General features: G+C 64.7%; 15 protein-coding genes and 1 pseudogene. 12 read left to right on the top strand and 4 right to left on the bottom strand.

The window, feature by feature from the left end:
• Positions 1–2: 2 nt before the first annotated feature.
• The gene (locus tag IPQ13_09565; protein ID MBL0211141.1) at positions 3–407 is read right to left on the bottom strand and encodes a ribonuclease P protein component; all 405 of its coding nucleotides are present in this window, start codon (positions 405–407) and stop codon (positions 3–5) included.
• 124 nt (positions 408–531) lie between these two features.
• Positions 532–663, bottom strand: a pseudogene (rpmH, locus tag IPQ13_09560) (50S ribosomal protein L34).
• Positions 664–867: 204 nt separating this feature from the next.
• Here rpmH and dnaA point away from each other — a divergent pair.
• The 4 genes from dnaA (at position 868) to gyrA (ending at position 9,043) form a co-directional block, all read left to right on the top strand.
• Positions 868–2,247, top strand: coding sequence for a chromosomal replication initiator protein DnaA (gene dnaA / locus IPQ13_09555; protein ID MBL0211140.1), 1,380 nt, complete (start codon positions 868–870; stop codon positions 2,245–2,247).
• A 241-nt stretch (positions 2,248–2,488) separates the two neighbouring features.
• Positions 2,489–3,622, top strand: a complete 1,134-nt coding sequence (gene dnaN, locus IPQ13_09550; protein ID MBL0211139.1) for a DNA polymerase III subunit beta — start codon at positions 2,489–2,491, stop codon at positions 3,620–3,622.
• 47 nt (positions 3,623–3,669) lie between these two features.
• The gene (gene gyrB / locus IPQ13_09545; GenBank protein MBL0211138.1) at positions 3,670–6,351 is read left to right on the top strand and encodes a DNA topoisomerase (ATP-hydrolyzing) subunit B; all 2,682 of its coding nucleotides are present in this window, start codon (positions 3,670–3,672) and stop codon (positions 6,349–6,351) included.
• An 88-nt stretch (positions 6,352–6,439) separates the two neighbouring features.
• The gene (gene gyrA, locus IPQ13_09540; protein ID MBL0211137.1) at positions 6,440–9,043 is read left to right on the top strand and encodes a DNA gyrase subunit A; all 2,604 of its coding nucleotides are present in this window, start codon (positions 6,440–6,442) and stop codon (positions 9,041–9,043) included.
• A 30-nt stretch (positions 9,044–9,073) separates the two neighbouring features.
• Here the strand turns inward: gyrA and IPQ13_09535 are convergent, their stop codons facing one another.
• On the bottom strand, positions 9,074–9,505 hold the full coding sequence (locus IPQ13_09535; GenBank protein ID MBL0211136.1) for a gamma-glutamylcyclotransferase: 432 nt from the start codon (positions 9,503–9,505) through the stop codon (positions 9,074–9,076).
• 98 nt (positions 9,506–9,603) lie between these two features.
• On the opposite strand from IPQ13_09535, the gene IPQ13_09530 reads away from it, so the two are divergent.
• On the top strand, positions 9,604–10,554 hold the full coding sequence (locus IPQ13_09530; protein MBL0211135.1) for a M28 family peptidase: 951 nt from the start codon (positions 9,604–9,606) through the stop codon (positions 10,552–10,554).
• Between the two features lie 12 nt (positions 10,555–10,566).
• Here the strand turns inward: IPQ13_09530 and IPQ13_09525 are convergent, their stop codons facing one another.
• Positions 10,567–11,817: a serine hydroxymethyltransferase gene (locus tag IPQ13_09525; protein ID MBL0211134.1), complete on the bottom strand. Its 1,251-nt coding sequence runs from the start codon at positions 11,815–11,817 to the stop codon at positions 10,567–10,569.
• Between the two features lie 188 nt (positions 11,818–12,005).
• Between IPQ13_09525 and IPQ13_09520 the strand changes: the two genes are divergently transcribed.
• The 7 genes from IPQ13_09520 to IPQ13_09490 all read left to right on the top strand — a co-directional run bounded on the left by IPQ13_09520 (position 12,006) and on the right by IPQ13_09490 (position 22,790).
• A complete protein-coding gene (locus IPQ13_09520; GenBank protein MBL0211133.1) occupies positions 12,006–16,037 on the top strand; it encodes a protein kinase in 4,032 nt (1,343 codons plus the stop codon).
• 17 nt (positions 16,038–16,054) lie between these two features.
• Complete coding sequence (locus tag IPQ13_09515; GenBank protein ID MBL0211132.1) at positions 16,055–17,512, top strand: adenylosuccinate lyase; 1,458 nt, start codon at positions 16,055–16,057, stop codon at positions 17,510–17,512.
• Positions 17,513–17,522: 10 nt separating this feature from the next.
• Positions 17,523–18,347, top strand: coding sequence for a hypothetical protein (locus IPQ13_09510; GenBank protein ID MBL0211131.1), 825 nt, complete (start codon positions 17,523–17,525; stop codon positions 18,345–18,347).
• 13 nt (positions 18,348–18,360) lie between these two features.
• A complete protein-coding gene (locus IPQ13_09505; protein MBL0211130.1) occupies positions 18,361–19,008 on the top strand; it encodes a 4Fe-4S dicluster domain-containing protein in 648 nt (215 codons plus the stop codon).
• A 167-nt stretch (positions 19,009–19,175) separates the two neighbouring features.
• Positions 19,176–21,416 carry a xanthine dehydrogenase family protein gene (locus tag IPQ13_09500; GenBank protein ID MBL0211129.1) on the top strand — a complete coding sequence of 747 codons (2,241 nt, stop codon included), beginning with the start codon at positions 19,176–19,178 and terminating at the stop codon, positions 21,414–21,416.
• Entirely contained in the window at positions 21,409–21,906 is a 498-nt protein-coding gene (locus tag IPQ13_09495) for a (2Fe-2S)-binding protein (protein MBL0211128.1), read from the top strand. Before IPQ13_09500 ends, IPQ13_09495 begins: the two co-directional genes overlap by 8 nt.
• A complete protein-coding gene (locus IPQ13_09490; GenBank protein ID MBL0211127.1) occupies positions 21,903–22,790 on the top strand; it encodes a xanthine dehydrogenase family protein subunit M in 888 nt (295 codons plus the stop codon). Before IPQ13_09495 ends, IPQ13_09490 begins: the two co-directional genes overlap by 4 nt.

The raw sequence follows: 22,790 nt of genomic DNA, 5'->3' as shown, positions 1-22,790 counted from the left end.
CGTTATCCCAACCGTGAAAGGGCCAGCTGGAGCTGGCCTTCGATGGCGACGTAGTCGATGCGGCAGCCGAGGGCGGATCCTTTGGCCGGGCGGACCCAGATGACCCAGGAGGATAGATCGAGCGCCGGGTTCGCCCGCAGGACCTTCAAGAACGCCATGCGCGTGCGCCGCTTGAAGCGGTTGCGCTCCACTGCCATCCCCGTCCGCCGGGGAGCGTGGACCAGAAGCGAGGGCATGGCCGCTTGCGATGCGGAGGGGCAGGCGGCGCGCCAGGCCCTGATATCCAATGCTGGTGGAGATCCAGGCGCCTTCGGCGCGGTTTGGGCCGCGAGCGGCCGCGCAGCGGCCGGAGCAGGCAGCGCGTGGTCCGAGTGGCGGACGATGCGGAAGCGCTGCGCTATGTGCATGCCGCCAGCGGTGGCGCGGTTAAGCCGTTGCGGTGAAACAGGTTGATCATCATCGGTGGCGCTCCGCCAGAAGGGCCCCACAAAACCCCCCCCCCCCCCCCCCCCCGGGCCCCCCCCCCCCCCCAAGCGCGAGGACGTGGCGGCCCTTCGCCCGGCGGCGCTTCAACACCATCCGGCCGTTCTTCGTCTTCATGCGGGACAAGAATCCGTGGGTCTTCGCACGGCGTCGGTTGTTTGGCTGAAATGTGCGCTTCATAATCCACCCTTATGGCTCACGGCCCAGACAGGGCCATGGGCGAACCTTCGAGTCTATTGGGAAACGCGCGGATTCTCAATGAGTTTTTCTCTGGATTTAGGGCGGTGCTAGAGTAACCACGCCGCTCAAATGATTCGTTGGCCTGCGAAGGCCGCTCCATCGCTTCGTGGTGGAATGGGCGCGCTTTCTTGTCGGTGGGTTATGGTGTCCAACCAGCATGAGTCCTTGTGGGAGGCCCTCTGTTCGGGGTTGCGGGAGCGCCTATCGTCAGCCAGCTTCCAGGAATGGGTGGAACCCTGCGTGCCCCAGCGCCTGGAGGGCGACGTCCTGTGGGTCCAGGTCCCCAATCCCTCGAACCGGATCTGGATCGAACAGCAGCTTGCCGAAGAATTCCACGACGCCCTGGGCCAGGCGGGGCTCTCCCACCTCAAGCTGATGTTCACCGTGGCCGCGGCCGTGAAGAAGTCCGCCGCGGCCAAACCGAGCGCCAGCGCCCCTTCCGGCGAACATCCGGCGGTCGAGGCCCAGTCCCCTTTCCCGCCGCTTTTCCACCGGTACACCCTGGACCGCTTTGTGGTCGGTCCCGGAAACCAGCTCGCCTTTTCGGCGGCCAAGGCCGTGGTGGACAACCACGGGAAGGCGAACGCCTCGTTCAACATGAACCCGTTGTTCCTCTACGGCGGGGCTGGGCTGGGCAAGACCCACCTCATGATCGGAATCGGACAGGCCCTGCGGACGCGGCATCCCCACCTGGCCATCGCCTACCTGAAGGTGGATGTGTTCTTCCACGAGGTGACCTCCGCCATCAAGAACCGCAACACCGAACCCCTCCGGAGGAAATACCAGGCCAACGACGTGCTGCTGCTGGACGACGTCCAGACGCTCCGCAGCATGGAGCGCACGCAGGAAGAGGTGTTCTACATCCTGGAGTACCTGCTCCAGCACGGAAAACAGATCATCATCACCTCCGACAACGCGCCGCAGAAGTTGGAAGGCCTGCACGAGCGGCTGATCACCCGATGCAAGTGGGGGCTCACCGCGGATATCCAGCCCCCGGATTTCGAGACCCGGATCGCCATCCTCAAAAAGAAGCTCGAGGAGGATTTCTTTGCGGATTTTCCGGACGTTCCGGAAGATGTGCTCGCTTTCATCGCCCACAAGGCCAAGGGCAGCGTCCGCGATCTGGAGGGCCTGCTGAACCGGGTCATCTTCCAGAGTGATTTTCTGAAGGTAGCGCCCAACCTCGAGGTCGCCATGAGCGCCTTCCAGGGTCAGAGCGGCCAGGAGCCCGGTTCCGCGGTGCCCATGGAGCGGGTCTACAGGATGACGGCCGAAACCTTCAATCTTTCTTTCGCGGATCTGATGAAGAAGAAGTCCCGCCAGCAGAACGTCCTGATTCCCAGGCAGGTGGCCATGTACCTCGCGCGCGAGCTCACGGCGGCCTCCTTCGCGGACATCGGGCGGTCCTTCAACAACATGCACCACAGCACGGTGATGAACGCCATTGATTCCGTGAAGCAGCGCATGGGGAAAGATCCCGATTTCCACAAGACCGTCCACTCCCTGCTGAACAGCATCCATTGATTTCAAGAAGGCCTACGTGCGTTTCCCGCAACCCTGCCAAGCCCGGCCTGCCGACCTTGCGGGTTTCCCGGCGCGGCGCCGGGGCGGTGCCCGCTTTCCTTCGGCCGCTTTGTGCACTGAACCGGCTTCCCGCGGGTTTTCCACAGGGTCCACGACGGCCGATTTCCAGGTAGACTAAGGGTTTGCGGAATCGCTTCCGCCGATTCTTTTCTTACTCATCATCATCATTCTTGGGTGGACCATGAGCATTCAAATCCAAGTCTCGAAGGATCGTTTGGATCGAGCCTTGGGCATTCTGAAGCACGCCTTGGACCGTCGGGTCACGCTTCCCATCCTCCAGCACGTGCTCCTCCAGCTCAAGCACGGGGAGATGGCGCTGCGGGCCACGGACATGGAACTCGCCTTTGATGCCACGCTCCCTGTCGAAGGCGCAGGCGAGGTGGTAGTCGCCATTCCCGGAAAGAAGTTCATCGAGACCGTGAGGGCCTATCCAGACGGCGTTCTGACTTTGGAGTGGCCCGACAACACGAACCGCCTATGGCTCCGCACCAAGGGCTACAACTCGGAACACAACCTCCAGCCCGGCGAGGGTTTTCCTGAACTCCCTGCGCCTGGCGAAACCTTGCCGACCGTGCGGCTGCCCTTGGCCCTGCTCAAGCAGGCGATCCAGCTCGGGTCACTGGCGGGAAGCCGCGACGCCACCAAGCCGACCCTGTTGGCGATCCTGCTTCACCTGGGGAAGACCTTTGTCCGCGTGGTCTCCACGGACGGCTTCCGCCTTGCGGTGGCCGAAATCCAGCATCCGACGGGGCTCGCCGCGGATGTGCGCCTGATCGTCCCCAAGCGGGCCCTGGACCTGCTGCATTCGTTCCCTTCCCAGGAGGGCGAGATCGAACTCCAGTGGGACGGCACCAGCCTTTTCATGGCCCAGCCCGGGCTCAAAATGTCCACCCGGCTCGTGACCGGCAATTATCCGGCCTACGAGAAGGTGCTTCCCGCGGAACTCCCGAAACGCGTCATCCTGGACCGGGAGGATTTCCTGCGCACCCTGCGCATCGCGGGCCTCAAGAAGGACGACTACAACAAGAACGTCCGGCTCTTTTTCGAATTCCCGAACCTGAAGGTGGTGTTCCAGCACCCCGACGAAGGCGTGAACCAGGGCACGCTGAGCTTCTCGGGGGAAGAGGCGCCCTTCGAACTCGCCTTCAACATCGACTACCTGACGGAACTGCTGGACCGCCTGCCGGGCGAGGAAGTCGTCTACCAGTTCAAGGACGAGGTGGGCCAGGGCATTTTCATGAGCCCTAGCCTCGAGGACTTGAGTTTCCGCTACATCCTGATGCCCGTCCGTTTCGCCAGCCCGGCCAGCGTTTAACCGATCCGCCAGCGCCCTTTCCCCATGTCCAATAAAAGTGAGTCTTGATGTCTGAAGAAGTTCTAACAGCGCGCGCCCAGGAATCTGAAGCCACCTACACCGCCGACAACATCACAGTCCTCCGGGACCTCGAGGCCGTCCGCAAGCGGCCCGGCATGTACATCGGGGACACCGACGACGGCAGCGGCCTCCACCAGATGGTCTACGAGGTCGTGGACAATTCCATCGACGAGGCCCTCGCGGGCTACTGCACCCGGGTGGACGTGATCATCCACACCGACGGCAGCTGCTCCGTGGAGGACAACGGCCGAGGCATTCCGGTGGATCTCCACAAGGAAGAGAACCGGTCCGCCGCCGAAGTGATCATGACCGTGCTCCATGCGGGCGGGAAGTTCGACAACATGAACACCGACGGCAAGAACGCCTACAAGGTCTCGGGCGGGCTCCACGGCGTGGGCGTTTCCTGCGTGAACGCGCTCAGCTCCAAGCTCTGGCTCACGATCTGGAAGGGCGGAAAAGAATACAGCATGACCTTCACCCAGGGCCACGCGGACAAGCCCCTGGCCAAGGGCGCGGCAACCACCAAGCGCGGCACCCGCGTGCGGTTCATGCCGGATCCCGAAATCTTCAACAACGTGCTGGACTTCACCTTCGAGGTGCTGAGCCAGCGCCTCCGCGAGCTGAGCTACCTCAACAAGGGCGTGCACATCCGCATCACGGACGAGCGGACGGGCGATTCCCACGACTTCATGAACGCCGGCGGGATCGACGCCTTCGTGGAGCACCTCAACCGCAACAAGACGGTCCTGCACAAGCCCCCCATCCACATCGAAGACATCAAGAACGGCACCACCGTCGAGGTGGCCCTGCAGTGGAACGACTCCTACCAGGAGACCCTCTACTGTTTCACCAATAACATCCGGAATAGGGACGGAGGCGCGCACCTGGAGGGGTTCCGCGCCGCCATGACGCGCGTCATCAACACCTACGCCGAAGCCAACAACCTGCTGAAATCCGCGAAGGTCACCCTGTCGGGCGAGGATGTCCGCGAGGGCCTGACCGCGGTGCTGTCGGCCAAGGTGCCGGACCCCAAATTCAGCAGCCAGACCAAGGACAAGCTGGTCAGCTCCGAGGTCAAGGGCATCGTCCAGACCATCGTCTACGAAAAGCTCACGAGCTTCTTCGAAGAAAACCCGCGGGAAGCCCGGGCGATCCTTGAAAAAGCCATCGAGGCCGCCCGGGCCCGGGAAGCCGCCCGCAAGGCCCGCGACCTCACCCGGCGCAAAGGCGCCCTGGATGGCGGCGGACTGCCGGGCAAGCTGGCCGATTGCCAGGAAAAGGATCCGGCGCTCTCCGAGATCTACCTCGTGGAGGGCGATTCCGCCGGCGGATCAGCCAAGCAGGGCCGCAACCGCGCCAACCAGGCCATCCTGCCCCTGAAGGGCAAGGTCCTGAACGTGGAGAAAGCCCGCTTCGACAAGATCCTGAGCCACCAGGAGCTTCGCATCCTGATCCAGGCCCTGGGCACGGGCATCGGCAGGGATGAGTTCAAGGTCGCCAATCTGAGGTACCACAAGATCGTCCTGATGACCGACGCCGACGTGGACGGATCCCACATCCGCACGCTGCTGCTCACCTTTTTCTACCGCCAGATGCCGGAAATCGTCGAACGAGGGCATTTGTACATCGCCCAGCCACCTCTTTACAAGGTGAAAAAGGGCAAGACCGAGAAGTACCTCAAGGACGAAAGGGCCCTGGAGGAGTTCCTGTTCCAGAAGGCCCTGGATGGCTGGAGCCTCACCCTGCCGGACGGGAGCGAGCACAAGGGCGCCGCGCTGGTCCGGGAAATGAAGAAGTGGGGCGAGGTCCAGCAGCTCTACGCCAAGCTGGACCGCCGCGGCTACGCCCGGCCCCTGGTGGATGGCCTCCTGGCCTTCGGGTTGCTGGACGATGAGCGCTTCGACACCGCCGAGGCGGTCAAGGAGATGGCCCTCGCGGTGGAGAAGGCGGGCCTTGGCCGCACAGAAGTTGAATCCACCGAGGCCGTCGAGGCCGCCCCGGAGAAAGCGCCGGGCGCCGAAGGCCGCGCCAAAAAAGCGGAGCCCGAGGATTCCGGAGACGGAGAGGGGGAGGCCGCTGGTCTCGATTTTGAGGAGGAAGCGCCGCAGGCGGCCATTCCAGCCGCCCACCGCATCCGCATCACCCGGATGCACCTGAACCGCCCCATCGCCCTTTGGTTGGACAGCCAGGTGGCCCTGTGGGGCGAATTCCGGAGGCTCAAGGCCCTTCATGAAGAACTCAGCGCCTTCACCGGGGGCGATCTGAAGCTGCTGCGCGTCAAGGAGGCCAAGCCCGAAAAGGCGGGGACGAAGGCCGTGGTGAAAGAGGAAGCGGACTCCGGCGAGACCGGCGACTCCAACGAAGGCGGCGCCACCTCGAAAATGGCCAAGGAGATGAGCTTCGCCAGTCCCGAGGCCATGCTTTCCATGGTTCTGGAGGAAGGCAAGCGAGGCCTGATGATCCAACGCTACAAAGGGTTGGGCGAAATGAACCCCGAGCAGCTCTGGGAGACCACCATGGATCCCACCCGGCGGACCATGCTCCAGGTGCGGGTGGACGATGCGGTGCTGGCGGACGAAATGTTCACCGTCCTGATGGGCGATGCGGTGGAACCCCGCCGCCGCTTTATCGAATCAAATGCGCTTTTAGCTGAAAACATTGATATTTAATTCGCCGCCACGAATGGCTTTCCGAAGGCGGTAGCCCTGGAAACCACCCGAGCAGCGCGCACTGTTCCACGTAGAACACGAGTAGCCCATGACCCGATCTGAAACCATCGAAATCGAAAAAGAAATGCGGAAATCCTACCTCGATTACGCCATGAGCGTGATCGTGGGCCGGGCGCTTCCGGATGTGAGGGACGGCCTCAAACCCGTCCACCGCCGCGTGCTCTACGCCATGAAGGCCGCCAACAACGAGTGGAACCGGGCCTACCGCAAATCCGCCCGCACGGTCGGCGACGTCATCGGTAAATTCCACCCCCACGGCGACGTTCCGGCCTACGACACCTTGGTGCGCATGGCGCAACCCTTCAGCCTCCGGCACATGCTGGTGGACGGCCAGGGGAATTTCGGCTCCATCGACGGCGACCGGCCCGCGGCGATGCGTTATACCGAGGCGCGCCTGAGCCGCATCGGCAGCGCCATGATGGAGGACATCGACCAGGACACCGTGGATTTCGGCCCGAACTACGACGGTTCCGAAGTCGAGCCGCTGGTCCTCCCAACCCGCTTTCCCAATCTGCTCATCAATGGCTCCCAGGGCATCGCCGTGGGCATGGCCACCTCCATCCCGCCTCACAACCTGAGGGAGTGCTGCTCGGCCCTGATCGCCCTCATTGAGGACCCCAGCATCGGAATGGACATCATCATGACCCACGTCAAGGGTCCGGATTTCCCTGGCGGCGGGCTCATGCTGGGCACCGAGGGCGTTGTGGATGCCTATCGCACCGGCCGCGGACGCTGCGTGGTGCGGGCCAAGGGACACGTGGAGCAGATCAAGCGCGCGGGCGACCGGGAGCAGTTGGTCTTTACGGAGCTGCCCTACCAGGTGAACAAGGCCACCCTCACGGAGAAGATCGCGGAGCTCGTGCGGGACAAGAAGATCGACGGCATCAGCGATCTCCGGGACGAGAGCGACCGCGAAGGCATCCGCCTGGTGGTGGAACTGAAGAAGAACGAGCCTTCGGACATCGTCCTGAACCAGCTCTACCAGTTGACCCAGCTTCAGAATTCCTTCCCCATCACCATGCTGACCATCGTCAACGGCCAGCCCCGGGTCTGCACCCTCAAGGAAATCCTCCAGGAATTCCTGGGCTTCCGCCGCGAGGTCGTCACCCGCCGCACCATGTTCCAGTTGAAGAAGGCCGAGGATCGCCACCACGTCCTGCTGGGCCTCAAGATCGCCCTGGACCACCTGGACGCGGTCATCAAGCTGGTCCGGGCCGCCAAGACTCCGGAAGAAGCGAAACAGGGCCTCATGGAAGGCAAGTTCGCCACCGCGACCGAACTCAAGAAGAATCCCGCCCTCCGGCTCAGCGCCATCCAGTCCCAGGCCATTCTGGACATGCGCCTCCAACGCCTCACGGGCCTGGAACGCGAAAAAATCCTGGATGAGCTGGCCGAGCTCGAAAAAACCATCAAGCACCTCAAAGCCATCCTGGCGGACGAGGCCCTGCTCCTGGGCGTCATCAAGGACGAGCTGAAGGCCGTGATGGACCAGTTCGGGGAGGATCGGCGCACCGAAATCGTGGGGTACTCCGGCAACATCCGCATGGAGGACGTGGTCCCCGATGATCCGATGGTCGTCACCATGTCGAAGGCCGGGTACATCAAGCGCACGGACCTGGTGGCCTACCGCCGCCAGAAACGGGGCGGCAAAGGCAAGCTGGGCATGAAGACCAAGGACGAGGATTTCGTCGAACAGCTCTTCCTGACCAAGGCCCACGACACCCTGATGGCCTTCACGGACCGCGGCTACGTCTATGCCCTCAAGGTCTACGACCTTCCGGAGGCCGCGGCCAACACCCGCGGCAAGCACATCAAGAACCTCATCAGCCTGAAGGACGGCGAAAACGTGGTGACCTTGATGGCCCTGCGCGAATTCCCCGTGGGAGAACATCTCGTATTCGCGACGAGCGACGGGACCGTAAAGCGAACATCTCTAAGCCTTTACAGCAACATCCGCGCCAACGGACTCATCGCGCTGAACATCGAGGACGGGAACAGTCTCGTGGCGGTTCGGCGTTCCAGCGGCGACCAGCAAATTTTATTGGCCACGGCCCAGGGCAAGGCCATCCGGTTTGCGGAAGAGGATATCCGCGCCGTGGGACGCGTGGCCACGGGGGTTCGCGGAATGCGCCTCGGCTCCGGGGACCGCATCGTGGACATGGAAGTGGCCGATTCCCTGCCGGACCTGCCGGAAGGGGTCATCGCCGACGAAAGCACCGCCGACCACGGCATGCTGCTCACGGTCACCGAGAAGGGCTACGGGAAACGCTCGCTCCTGCAGGACTACCGGCTCCAGGGCCGAGGGGGCACGGGCGTCATCAATATCCGGGCCGGGGTCCGCAATGGACCCGTGGTGGGCTTCAAGCTCGTCAAGTTCGGCGAAGGCTGCCTCCTGATCAGCCAGGAGGGCATGGTCATCAAGTTCCTCATCGACGAGGTCCGCAAGACCGGCCGGGCCGCCCAGGGCGTCAAGCTCCTGAATCTCGGTTCCGACCAGGACAAGGTGGTCGGCATCGCCAAGATCGAAGCCAGCGCCATGGCCTTCGACGAGGAAGAGGACCTGGTGATGGATGCGGAACTGGCCAACCCCGGCCCCGATGAGAGCGGACAGCAACCGAAGCTGGAACTGTAACGAAAGGGCCGCATCCGCGGCCCTTTTCCATCACAGATAGCCGCTCCAGTCCCCATCCAGCAGTTCAACGCCTTCGCGTTCCAGCCGGGATGAACGATCCACGGGGAACACGTAGGCCCAGGCGGCATAGGTCAGTCCGCTCTCCAGCAGGACCGGGACCAGCCTGCGCTCGAAGCGGCCTTCGGCGAGGCCCTCGAGCTGGTCCAGATCGTCCAGGGCCGATTCCAGGTCCCCCTCGTCTTCATAACCGATGAATTCCCCGACGACCCAGCCCAGCCCTGGCGGCAGAGCTTCGGGAATGACGCCGGGAATCATCGCGGCCCAGCCGGAACCCGGTAAATGAAAAAGGCGTCCGGGCGCAAAGCCCCGGGTCTGTCCAATGGGATTCGTGCGCCTCAACCAGGCATGGTTTGGCCCGCCCTCCCGAAGAGAGCCATAGACGAAGAGGCCATCGGATTCCATGGAGGCAATTCTGCCACCATAGCTGGATGTTGGACGACCAAGGGCCTTCACCAACCATCGAGACCGCCCCGAAGCGGTTCTTCTTCAACCGGAAAGGCATGGCTGCCCTGGGTACGGTGATGGTGTTTGGCCTCCCGGTGCTCTATTTGGTACAGCCGACGCTATCCCGCCGGGCAGCGGGGGTGGTTGGCGTTGTCGATCCAGCAGAGCTGGAGGCCGATGTGCGCCTGCTCTCGACCACTGCCCCCCCGCGAGACCACCGTCACCCCGAGCGGCTGGATGACATTGCCACCTGGATCAAGGGGAGGATGGCGTCCGCGGGTGGGCGGGTTTCCGAGCAGGTGTATCAGGTCCAGGGACGGACTTACCGGAATGTGGTCGCGCGCTTCGGCCCCGAACAAGGGCGGCTGGTGGTGGTGGGAGCCCACTACGATGCCTGCGGCCCGAATCCGGGCGCCGATGATAACGCCAGCGGAGTGGCGGGCCTCCTCGGGCTGGCGAACCTGCTGGGCCAGACCCCCCCGAAAGACCCGGTGGAGCTCGTGGCCTACACTCTGGAGGAACCGCCCTTCTTCAGGACCAGGCATATGGGCAGCGTCCACCACGCGCAGGGGCTCGCCTCGCGCAAGACACCGGTGAAGGCCATGATCTGCCTCGAAATGATTGGGACCTTCAGCCAGGAGGAAGGAAGCCAGCGGTACCCGGTTCCGGGCCTGGACCTGGTGTATCCGGGCAAAGGGGATTTCATCGCCGTCATCGGCGGGATCGGGCAGGGAGCGCTGGTCCGGTGGGTGAAGGCCGCCATGCAGTCCACCTCGCCCCTTCCGGTGTGGTCCATGAACGCCCCGTCCAGTTTGACGGGCGTGGATTTTTCGGACCACGCGAGTTATTGGAAAGAAGGTTTCCCGGCCGTGATGATCACGGATACGGCCTTCTACCGGAACCCGCGGTATCACACAGCCCTGGACACTCCGGACAAGCTCGACTACCCCCGGATGGCCCAGGTAGTGCAGGGGGTTTTCGTGGCCGTCAGGGCCCTGGGGGAATGAAAAAGCCCCAGCTCACTCGGGAATAGGAAAGCGCGCCCCAAGGGCGAAGACTTCTGCCTGAAGATCCAGGATCGCGGTTTCATCGTCTTTGTGGCGCAGGGCGCGGTCGATCCAGATGGCGATCTGGGCCATTTCGGCTTCTTTCATGCCACGGGAGGTGAGCGCGGGCGAGCCCAGGCGGATGCCGGAGGGTTTCAGGGGGGGGTTCGGGTCGAAGGGGATCCCGTTCTTGTTTACCGTCAGGCCGGCACGGTCGAGGACTTTTTCGGCTTCGTTGCCCAGGATCCCTTGGGCGAAAACATCCACCAGCATCAGGTGGTTGTCGGTTCCGCCGCTGACGATCCGCCAGCCCTTCTCCTGGAGACCCTTGGCCAGGGCCCTGGCATTCGTGACGACCTGGCCGCTGTAGGCCTTGAATTCAGGACGCAACGCTTCAGCGAAGGCCACGGCCTTGGCTGCGATGACGTGCATGAGCGGCCCCCCTTGGATGCCCGGAAAGACCGCCCGGTCCAGGTCCTTGGCGTACTGTTCCTTGCACAGGACCAGGCCGCCGCGGGGGCCGCGCAGGGTTTTGTGGGTGGTGGTGGTGACGAAGTCCGCGTGGGGGACGGGGCTCGGGTGGTGGCCCGTGGCGACCAGGCCCGCGATATGCGCCATGTCCACCATCACCAGGGCGCCGACTTCGTCGGCGATGGCGCGGAAGGCAGGGAAGTCGAAGATCCGGGGATAGGCCGACGCACCCACCACGATCATCCTGGGCTGGTGTTCCAGGGCGAGCCGCCGGACCTCGTCCATGTCCACGCATTCGTCATCCTTGCGCACGTGGTAGCCCACGAACTTATACAGCACACCGCTGCTGTTGAGGGGGTGGCCGTGGGTCAGGTGACCGCCATGGGCCAGATCCAGTCCAAGCACGGTGTCGCCGGGTTTCAGCATGGCGAAATAGACCGCCATGTTGGCCTGGGCGCCGCTGTGGGGCTGCACGTTGGCATGTTCGGCGCCAAAGAGCTCTTTCGCGCGGTCCCGGGCCAGGTTCTCGATCACGTCGACGTTGGCGCAGCCGCCGTAATAGCGCCGACCAGGGTATCCTTCGGCATATTTGTTGGTGAAATGGCTGCCCATGGCCTGCATCACCGCGACGGACGCATAATTCTCAGACGCGATAAGTTCAAGGTGATGGCGCTGGCGGTCGATTTCATCATGCAATGCCGAAAAAACAGCGGGATCACCTTGCTGAAGCACTTCGTACACGGTCTCCTCCATGATGGAATTCTGGCATGGGTGTTGGATTTGAGGTTCATTGAATTCAAGGACTGCCTGGGCTCGATCGCAATCCTGCGGGCCCCTGTCCGATGAATGATTTCCCTGGGGAGTGGCACAGATTGCGATCGGCATGGACCTCAGCCTTGTCTGCTCCGGGACGCTGTTCCATGTGGAACAATCCGGCCGGGATGCGCCTGTTTCCAATGACGGGGCCAGCCTTCAGCCGGGTGCTCGCGCTGTTGATTATTGGAGCGATGCCTTCAGGGTGGTCCGCGTCCGCGCCCCAGGACCCCGCATATTGGGCTGCGCCTGATTTTCAGATCACCACGAGTCGCGAAGGCCTTCCTCAGAACTCGGCCATGGGCCTGACCCTGGATGCCCGGGGCCGGCTCTGGGCCGCGACCCAGGATGGCGCCGCCATGTTCGATGGACACACCTGGATGACGGCTTCGATGCCGGATCGAAACATTTCCAACTTCATCCGCTGCATTGCTTTAGGGAACGACGCCAGCCTCTGGTTCGGCCGCCAGGACGGCGGCGTGGCCCGCCTGAAAGCCGAGAAATGGGAGCGCCCCGAGGGGCCCATGGGCAGGGCCGGAACCCGCGTCAACGCCCTGCATCCCAGCCACGGCTTGATGTGGGCCGCCACCTCCGGGCAGGGCCTGGGGAAATTCGATGGCCGCACCTGGAAATTGCTGGGGTCTGAGATCGGGCTCCCATCCACAAGTATTTCAAGCCTTGCAAGCGCGGAAGGCGGCGCCTTATGGGTGGGCACAAGCCAAGGCCTGGCGTTGGTGGAACGGGATCGCGTGATCCGTACTGTGCTTCCCGGCCGGAATGTGCAGGCCCTGCTGCGCCTGAAGACCGGGGAGTTGCTGGCGGGCACCGGCAGCGGCTTGTTCAGAAGCACCGGAAGCGACGGCCAGGCTTGGGAAACCATGCCACTCCCCCCGGATTTGCAGGGGAGATCCATTCAGGCGCTGGCCCAGACGCTTGCTGCGGACGGTGCTTCGGTGCTGTGGGTCGGCACGGGAGGCAAGGGGCTCGCCCGGCTGGATGGCCATGGGTGGCGGGTCCTGACCACCAAGGACGGCCTCCCCAGTGCCGTCATCTGGAGCCTGCTCCCCATGACAGGACCGGGAGGAACGGAGGCCCTGTGGATAGGGACCGATGCGGGGCTCGTGCACCAGCAGTTCGGCCAGTGGCAAAGCATCGGAAATGGCGGCGCGTTGGCGGGCTCCAGCATCTACGGGATGGCGCTCACGGGGGGGCGGGGCCTTGGGGAATCCCTTTGGCTGGGGACGAGGGGCAGCGGCGTGGCGCGCGTGGAATCCGGCCGCGTCCGGTTCTATGCCAAGGCGGACGGGCTGCCGGATGACACGGTTTTCAGCCTCCTGGAATGGAAGGCGGAGGACGGCCAATCGGTGCTTTATGCTGGGACCCAAGGCGAAGGCCTGGCGGAGTTCCGGCAGGGCCGGTGGCGTGGCGCTACGGTGCCGCCGCAGCTCCGCCACACGAACATCCGGCAGCTACGTGAAACCCGGGATTCCGCAGGAAACCGGGTGTTGTGGGTCATTTCAGGAAGCAGCGGACTCTGGCGCAGGACCGCAAACCGGTGGGAGGCGGTCACCACGTCCCAGGGGCTGTCCACCAACCAGCTCCACAGCGCCCTGGAAACCAGCGATAGCGCGGGCCGGCGGACGCTGTGGATCGGCACGGAAAGCGGCGGACTGGCAAGAATCAGGGACGGGAAGGTCACGAACTACACCACCCAAGATGGCTTGCCGAACAACACGGTGATGAGCCTGTGCGAAACCCGGTGGGGCGGGCGGCATTTCCTCTGGGCGGGCACCGAAGGCGGCGGCCTGGTGTGGCTGGATCCGGACGCGGAAAAGCCCGCCTGGCACCTCCTGGCCGACCACACGGTCCCGGCCCTGCCCAACAACACGATTTACCAGTTGCAGGAAGACGCCCAGGCCAGGCTCTACGCCTTCACGAATCGCGGGGTGGCCCGGATCAGCGGGCCCCCGGAGGCCTTCCGCGTGGAGACCTTCACCACGGACAGCGGTCTGCCCAGCAATGAATTCAACGGCGGCGCCTCCATGAAGGATCGGTACGGCCGGATCTGGGGCGGCAGCATCCGGGGCGCGGCGGTATTCGATCCGCGGCAGGAGCTGCCGGGGATGGCGACCCCGCGCCTGATCCTGGACCGGGTGCAGGTGAACGGGCAGATCCGGGATCTGTCGGCGGGCATCCGGCTCGGGCACCGGGAGCGGCGGTTGGAATTCGCCTATTCGCTGCTCAGCTACTTCCGATCTTCGGAAACCCGGTACCAGACCCAGCTCATGGGCCTGGAGGAGGCCCCCTCGGGCTGGGCCCAGGATCCCCACCGGGAATTTCCGGGGCTCGGGGCGGGCAGCTATGTCTTCCGCGTGTGGGCCAGGGACTATCAGGGTCGTCTGGCGGGTCCGATGGATATGGCCTTCAGCATCCGTCCAGCGCCCTGGCGTACAGTTTGGGCTTATGCGATCTATGCCGCGCTGCTCGCGGGCGCGGTGTGGATCGCGGTCCAGACCCGCCTGCGGAGGCTGTTGCGGAAGACCGAGGAGCTGGAGGCGAAGGTCCGCCTGCGCACGGCGGAAATCGAGGCCGCCAAGGACCAGATCGAAGCCCAGAACCTGCAGATTTCCCGGCTCATGGAAAGCACCAGCCTGGCCCAGCGGGACCTCATCAGCTGGTCCCAGGCCATCGCCGGAGAACTGGCGCAAACCATCGGCGCCACCGGCATCGGCATCCTCACGGTGCAGGGCGAGGAACTGCGGTCGCTCGGCGAAAGCGGCACACGGATCCCGACCCTGCGCGAACTGCAGGCGCAGCCCTACTTGAATCCCGCCCAGGACCGGCGGAAACAGGCGCTCGCGGTGTCCGAGGACCGGCGCCGTGAGCTCTCCATACCCGTGAAGGGGCCCAGCGGGGAACTGCTCGGCGGAATGGTGCTGTCGGGTCCCTTCCGGTGGGGGGATGCGGAACGGCGCCTGGTGGGGGTCGTGGCGGCGCAGCTCGGCGCGGTGCTGGAATTGCAGAAGACCCGCCGGAGCCTCAGTGCTGCCCGCCAGCACCAGGCCCAGACCCGGGAGAAACTGCGGGAGAAGGGCCTGGCCCTGCTCCAGACCTGTCCCCGCTGCGGGCGCTGCTATGACGAATCGGTCCAGCGGTGCGGGTGGGATGCGGAGCCCCTGGAATCGCCCCGGATCCTGCCCTTCGTGATCCAGGACCGCTACCAGCTCGCCCGGCTGCTGGGCGAGGGCGGCATGGGCCTCGTTTTCGAGGCGAAGGATCTGCGGCTAGGCCGCGACGTGGCCCTGAAGCTCATCAAGCCCGAACTCTATGGAATGGCCGAAATCCATGCCAGGTTCAAGCAGGAGGCCCAAGCTTTGGCGGGCATCGTGCATCCCAGCGTCATCTCCATTTTTGATTCGGGGGAGCTGGAGGATGGATCGGCCTACATGGTCATGGAGCTGTTGAAGGGGGTGGACCTCGGGACCCTCATCGCCCGCCATGGCCCAGGAACGCCCATCCAGGTGGCCCGCCTCCTGCGCCAGGGCGCCGCGGGCCTGGCGGCGGTCCATCGGACCGGGGTGGTGCACCGGGATCTCAAGCCCGCGAACATCTTCCTGGTTCCCGAAGAGCCAGTGCCGGGCGGCACGGCCCACCAGCGGAATATCTTCCAGACGAAGATCCTGGATTTCGGATTGGCCAAACCCCTGGCGGCGGAGGGAGGGGTCACGCAGACCGGCATGTTGGTGGGGACGCCCCACTACATGTCCCCGGAACAGGTCCGGGGGCAGACCCTGGATGCCCGGAGCGACGTCTATGCCTTCGCGGCCAATGGCTACGAGGCTCTCACGGGCTGCCGGCTCATCTCTCCCACGGCGGTGGCGGACATCTTTTCGCTCATCACGCGCGGGGAGCATGTGGCCCTGCGCGAACTGCTGCCCGGCGTTCCCGCCCAAGTCGAGGCGGCCTTTTCGTCGGCGCTGGCCGTGGATCCCAGGGAACGGCCATGGGACATCGAGGCCTGGGCCCAGGCGTTCGCGGCCGAGCTGGAGGGCATGAAGTCCCAGGCCCGCGGCTGGCCAGGGATTTCCACCCTGGGATCCCACCTCCTGGATACGGGCACCCCGCCCACCGGACTGATGCCGGAGTCGGGTTCCGCCTGATCTGCCAAACTGGGGACATGGACGAGCCCTTCCTTCCTCCCAGCGAAGCCCCGGAACTGGAGCGGTTCGAACATCCCCTGGCCCAGCGCTACGCCAGCAAGGCCATGGTGCGCCTGCTCTCGCCGCTCTACCGGCAGCGGGTCTGGAGGCGGCTCTGGATCGCGCTGGCCGAGAGCGAAATGGAGCTGGGCCTGCCGATCCTGCCCGAACAGGTCGCCGAGCTGCGCGCGACTCGGGACCAGGTGGACCTGGATGCCATCGCCCGGCATGAAGCCGCCCTACGCCACGATGTCATGGCGGCCATCCACGCCTGGGGCGAACAGGCGCCCAAGGCCCGGCCCATCATCCATTTGGGCGCCACCAGTTGTTTTGTGACCGATAATGGCGACTTGTTGATCTGCCACGAGGCATTGCAGCTCCTGCGCAAGCGCTTGCTGGATGTCATCGCGGCCCTGTCGGCCTTCGCGGATGCATGGAAGGACCAGCCGACCCTGGGCTTCACGCATTTCCAGCCGGCCCAGCCCACCACCGTGGGCAAGCGGGCCTGCCTGTGGCTCCAGGATCTGCTGCTGGACCTGGAAGACCTGGACCATCTCATCGCCACCACGCCCATCCGCGGCGTCAAGGGCACCACGGGCACCCAGGCGAGCTTCCTGGAATTGTTCGAGGGCGATGGCGGGAAAGTGGATGCGCTGGAGGAGCGCTTCTGCGGGAAGGCCGGCTTCAAGGCCATCCCCGTGAGCGGCCAGACGGCCACGCGGAAACTGGAGGACCGCATCGGCCAGGTGCTCTGCGGCCTCGCGGCCTCCGCGGGCAAATTCGGCTGCGATCTGCGCCTGCTCCAGCACCTCAAGGAGGTCGAGGAGCCCTTCGAGAAGAACCAGATCGGCTCCAGCGCCATGCCTTACAAACGCAATCCCATGCGCAGCGAGCGCATCAACAGCCTTTCCCGGTTCGTGCTGGGCCTGATGCCCTCCACCTACCAGACCAGCGCCAGCCAGTGGATGGAACGCACCCTGGACGACAGCGCCCACCGGCGTCTGACGATTTCTCAAGGATTGCTGGCCGTGGATTCTATTTTAGTGCTCTATCTGAATGTTGCCTCCGGATTGGTGGTCTATCCGAAGATGATCGAAGCGCGGCTGAACCAGGAGTTGCCCTTCATGGCCGCGGAATTGCTGCTCATGGAGGCCGTCAAGCGTGGCGGCGACCGCCAGGATCTGCACGAGCGGTTCCGCCTGGCCGCCCTGGAAGCCGGCCGCCGCATCAAACAGGAAGGGAAGGGCAACGAATTGCTGCGGCTCCTTGCCGCGGATTCCTCGTGGGGGATGGACGAAGGCGAACTGGCGTCCCTGTTGGATCCTCTCCGCTTCACTGGACGCGCCGGAGAGCAGGTCCGGGCCTTCCTGGCTACCGATGTGAACACCGCGCTGAGCGGCCACGTGAAGACCACAACCGCCGAAATTCGCGTTTAGAGGATCACCCATGCTTAAAATTGCCGTGATTGGCGCCCAGACGCTGTTGGGGCGGGAACTTGTGGCCGCGCTGGAACCCCAGGACTGTTCGGTGCTGCCGCTCTCCACCGGGCCCATGACCAAGCAGGATGAAGAGGGGGATCTGGTCGTCTTCGCGCCTGAACCCGCGCTGATCCAGGATCTGGACGTGGTCATCCTGGCGGACACCCCGGTGGCCCAGGACCTGTTCGCGGGGTATCCCGGAAGGATCCTGGATTTGCGCCCGGAAGCGGATCCCAAGGAATCCGGCGAACCCATGCCCCTGACGGGAGACTGGCCCGTCGGCACCCTGCGCTTCCGCGGACGGTCCGCGCTGGAACAGGTGCTGGCGCGATTACCCCAGCTCGTGGACGGCATCGGAGAAGTCTCCGGCACCCATCTCCGGTCCATCGCGCATCTGGGCGATCTGGGGCTGGGGGGCCTCATGGAGCAGACCGCCGCCGTCATCCGGGGGGAGGAACCGGACACCCACACCCTGGGCTACCGCGCGGCCTTCGAACTGGTGCCCCAGACTCCCAGGGGAAACCTGGTGGAGGTGCGGACGCCGACCTTCCACGGGGACCTGCTGGTGCTGAACCTGCGGGCCGCCGAAGGCAAGCGGCTCGCCCCGAAGGCGCCGCCGGAGGGTGTGGCCTGGGTGGACCAGCCGCCCACGTCGCGGGATGTGGCGGTCAGCATCAACCTCCTCGCCCACCTCAGCCTTTCTCCCGATGCGAACCAGGGCATGCTCACCCTCGGCTTCGACCCCATCCTGTGGGGTACCCTGCGGCCCACGCTCAGGCTGCTGGGCCTGTGATCCTATTCCCCTGATGGCCAAGAAACTCGATCAACCCCAAGGGCGCGGCGATTTCTTCAAGTCGCTGGGCACCCTCATGGCCGGGTTCATGGCGGAGCAGGTGGAGGAGGCCATCACCAAGGCCAGCCCCAAGGTGTTGCGCCCGCCGGGGGCTCTGGACGAATTCGCTTTCCTGACCGCCTGCACCCGCTGCGGTGACTGCATTCCTGCCTGTCCCCAGGATTCCATCATCAAGGGCGGCTCCAACATGGGCCTGGGGCTCAACGCACCCTACATCGATCCCCGGTCGATGCCCTGCTTCCTCTGCACCGATCTGCCCTGCGTCAAAGCCTGCCCCGAAACCGCCAAGGCGCTGATCTGGCCTGTCCGCACCACGAAGGATGGCGAAGTCCTGGACGGGCCACGGGCCGTACGCCTGGGCACCGCCCGGATCAAGCAAGACCTGTGTTTGACCTACGAACGCGAAGGCCAGGACATCCAGGCTTGCCGCACTTGCGTGGACCGCTGCCCCTATCCCGGCGTGGCCATCCGCATTCTCGATACGGAAGATGGCAGCATTCCCCATCCGGAAGTGATCGAGGACTATTGCACCGGCTGCGGGCTCTGCGTGTTCGGCTGCCCCACGGTCCAGCCCGCCATCGTGGTGGATCCGCGGCGGTGAGGGACAGCGCCGTTGAGGGGGGGGGAAAACCCCCCGAACCCCCCGGGGCCCCAAAAAAATTTTTCGGTTTTTTTTCCCCCCAGGAAAGACCCTGACGCAGCGCGAGATTGGAGATTGTTCTAAAGCCGCATCCCTGCTAGCTTTTCAAGGCTAAGCAGGGAACCGGTATGAACCCATCGCTCCACATCGGCCATTCGAGAATCCGCAAGGAGGGCCGGGCCAAGGTCACCGGCGAGGCCCAGTACACGGATGATGTGCGCATGGAAAACCTGCTTTATGGCGTGACCGTGCGCTCCTCGGTGCCCAGGGGAATCCTCAAGGGCATCGAATTCGGAGAAGGCATTCCCTGGGATGAATTCATCATCGTCACGGCCAAGGATGTGCCCGGGGAACTTAATGTTGCCCTCATCGAGCGCGACCAGCCATTCCTGGCGCTGGACCGCATCAACCATCCGGAAGAGCCGGTGGTGCTGCTGGCCCACGCGGACCGCTACCTGCTGGAAAAGGCCCGCGCCGCGGTGCGGCTGGACATCGAACCCCTGCCGCCGCTGTTCGACCTCGAAGAATCCCTGGCCTGCAAAGAGGTGGTCTGGGGCCAGGACAACCTGTTCAAGAAGATCCTGATCGAAAAAGGGGACGTGGATTCCGTCTGGGCCGGGGCCGCGCACATCGTCGAAGGCGAATACAAAACCGGCTCCCAGGAGCAGCTCTACATCGAGCCGAATGGCGCCATCGCGGTGGCCGATGCCGAGGAGGGCGTGACGGTCTGGGGCTCGCTGCAATGTCCCTATTACGTCCACACGGCCCTGAAGGCGCTCTTCAATCTGCCCGACGACAGGATCCGCGTCATCCAGATGGAGACCGGGGGCGGCTTCGGCGGCAAGGAGGACTATCCGAGCCTGATCGCGGGCCACGCGGCGCTGCTGTCCCTGAAGGCGGGCGGGCGGCCCGTGAAGATCGTCTATGACCGCGAAGAGGACATGGTGGCAACCACGAAGCGCCACCCCTCCCGCACGCGCATCCGCAGCGCCTTTGATGCCGAGGGCCATCTGTTGGCGCTCGATATTGATTTCGCTCTGGATGGCGGCGCCTACCTGACCCTGTCGCCGGTGGTGCTGAGCCGCGGCGCCATCCATGCGGGCGGGCCCTACCGCTGCCCCAACACCCGCATCCGGGCCCGGGCCGCGGCCACCAACACGCCACCCCATGGCGCTTTCCGCGGTTTCGGCGCGCCCCAGAGCCTGTTCGCCATCGAGCGGCACATGGATGTGGCGGCGGCCCAACTGGGCCTGGATCCTGTCGCGCTCCGGAAAAAGAATCTGCTCAGGATGGGCGACGCCACGGCCACCGGACAGATCATCAAGGAGAACATCGATCTCCCGGCGCTTCTCGATCGTGCCCTGGAAAAGCTGGATTACTCGACGAAAAAAGAGAATTGCAAAATCCACAATGCGGGTTCGAGCCCCATCAAGAAGGGCCTGGGGTTCGCGACCTTCATGCACGGCTGCGGGTTCACGGGGTCCGGGGAATCCTACCTGGCCTCCATCGCCGGCGTGGAGGGCCGGGCGGATGGCAAGATCCATGTGCTGGCGGCCTCCACGGAGATGGGGCAGGGGGCCAACACGATCCTCAGCCAGGTGGTGGCGGAAGTCCTGAAGGTGCCGCTGGAGCTCGTGGAGGTGGTGCGGCCGGACACGGCCCTGGTGCCCGACAGCGGGCCCACGGTCGCTTCCCGGACGACCATGGTGGTGGGCAAGCTGGTGCAGGAGGCCGCCATCGGCCTGCGCCAGACCCTGATCCAATCGGGCTTCCTCAAGGCGCCCTATGATGGCGGAGGCTTTTCGAGCGCCGTAAAACAATACATCGCAAAAAATGGTCATTTGAAGGCCTATTCCCAGTACAACACGCCTCCGCAGATCGTCTGGGACGACCAGCTCTACAAGGGCGACGCCTACACGACCTTCGCCTGGGCCTGCTATGCGGCCGAAGTGGCCGTGGACACCCGCACCTTCGAGGTCCAGGTCGTTGATTTCGTGGCCGTGCAGGAAGTGGGACGGGTGCTCAATCCGACCTTGGCGGAAGGCCAGATCGAGGGCGGCGTGGCCCAGGGCATCGGCTACGGCCTTTCGGAACAGGTGGTGTGGGACCGGGGCCGGATGGCCAATGGCCAGATGACCAACTACATCATGGCCACCAGCATGGACATTCCCCGCATCCGCGTGTACTTCGAGGAGAATCCCTACCCGAACGGCCCGGGCGGCGCCAAGGGCCTGGGCGAGCTGCCCATGGACGGCCCCGCCCCAGCCCTGCTCAATGCGGTGCAGGACGCGCTGGGCACCACGGCTCCACGGGAGATTCCCCTGACGCCCGAACGATTGATGGACCTCATCGAGCCTGCCAATGTCTGAAAAAACGAAGTTATCCCTCCAGGTCAACGGAACCGCGCGCGCCGTCGAAGTCTGGCCCATGGCGCGGCTCCTGGATGTGATCCGTGAGGACCTCGGCCTGACCGGAACCAAGGAAGGTTGCGGCGAAGGCGAGTGCGGGGCCTGCTCGGTGATCCTGGACGGCCAGCTGGTGAACAGCTGCCTGGTGCCCGCGGTGCAGGCCGAAGGCGCAGACCTGCGCACCATCGAAGGGGTCGCCTCCGAAGAACAGCTTCATGGGGTGCAGGAGTCGTTTCTCCACTGCGGCGGGGCCCAGTGCGGCATCTGCACGCCGGGCATGGTCATGGCCGCCGTGGATCTGCTGCGGCGCTGCCCGCATCCCGACGAGGCGCAGATCCGCGATGGCCTGGCGGGGAATCTCTGCCGCTGCACGGGCTACGGGAAGATCGTGGATGCCGTGGCCCAGGCCGCGGAGCGAGCCGTCGAAGTGGCCAAGGAATCCCGGCCATGAGGGGCCAGGCTCCTAGCTGCACGGTCCAAACGCCGGCCTCCCTGGCCGGCGCCCTGGAGATCCTGTTCGCCGAGAAAGGAAGCTGGCGCCCCCTCGCGGGCGGCACGGACCTGATGGTTCCCTTCGCGGCTGGAACGCTGCCCTTCACGCGGTTCCTGAACCTGTGGGGCCTTGAAGAACTCCAGGGCATCGAGGTCGCTCCGGACAGCCTCACCTTGGGGGCCCTCACGACCTATGCGGAGATCCGCAACCATCCCGTGCTCCGGGCCGAATTCCCCAACCTGGTGCAAAGCGCCTGGGTGACCGGGGCCATGGCCATCCAGAACCGCGGCACGCTCGCGGGCAACATCGCTAACGGGAGCCCCGCCGCCGATACGCCACCCAGCCTCCTGGCCTATGGCGCCGAGGTCCAGCTCCAATCCCTCGCCGGCTCCCGCTGGGTGCCCTATGAAAGTTTCCATACGGGCTACAAGCAGACCGCGATGCTGCCCGAAGAGCTCATCACGCGGATCCGCGTCCATCGGCCCGCCGGCGACACTTTCCATTTCTTCCGCAAGGTGGGCACGCGGAAGGCCCAGGCCATTTCCAAGGTCTGCCTGGCCGCCTATGCGCGGGCGGAAGCGGGCCGCGTGGCGGAATTCCGCCTGGGCCTGGGGAGCGTGGCCCCGGTGCCGATGCGGGCCCTGACCACGGAGATGTTGATCCAGGGCCAATCCATCGACGCATTCCACGAGCGGTTCATCGCCGGGGCCAAGCAGGCCCTGATGGAAGATATCCGGCCCATCGACGACATCCGCAGCACCGCTAGCTATCGGCGGAAGGTAGCGGCCAATGTCCTGGGGCAACTGCTGGAGGAAATGGCCGAGCGGTTCCGGCGGCAGTAA

Source organism: Holophagaceae bacterium (assembly GCA_016720465.1).
GTDB lineage: Bacteria > Acidobacteriota > Holophagae > Holophagales > Holophagaceae > JANXPB01.
Note: the sequence above shows the minus strand (reverse complement) of the source record. Positions and strands in the feature narration are given on the sequence as shown.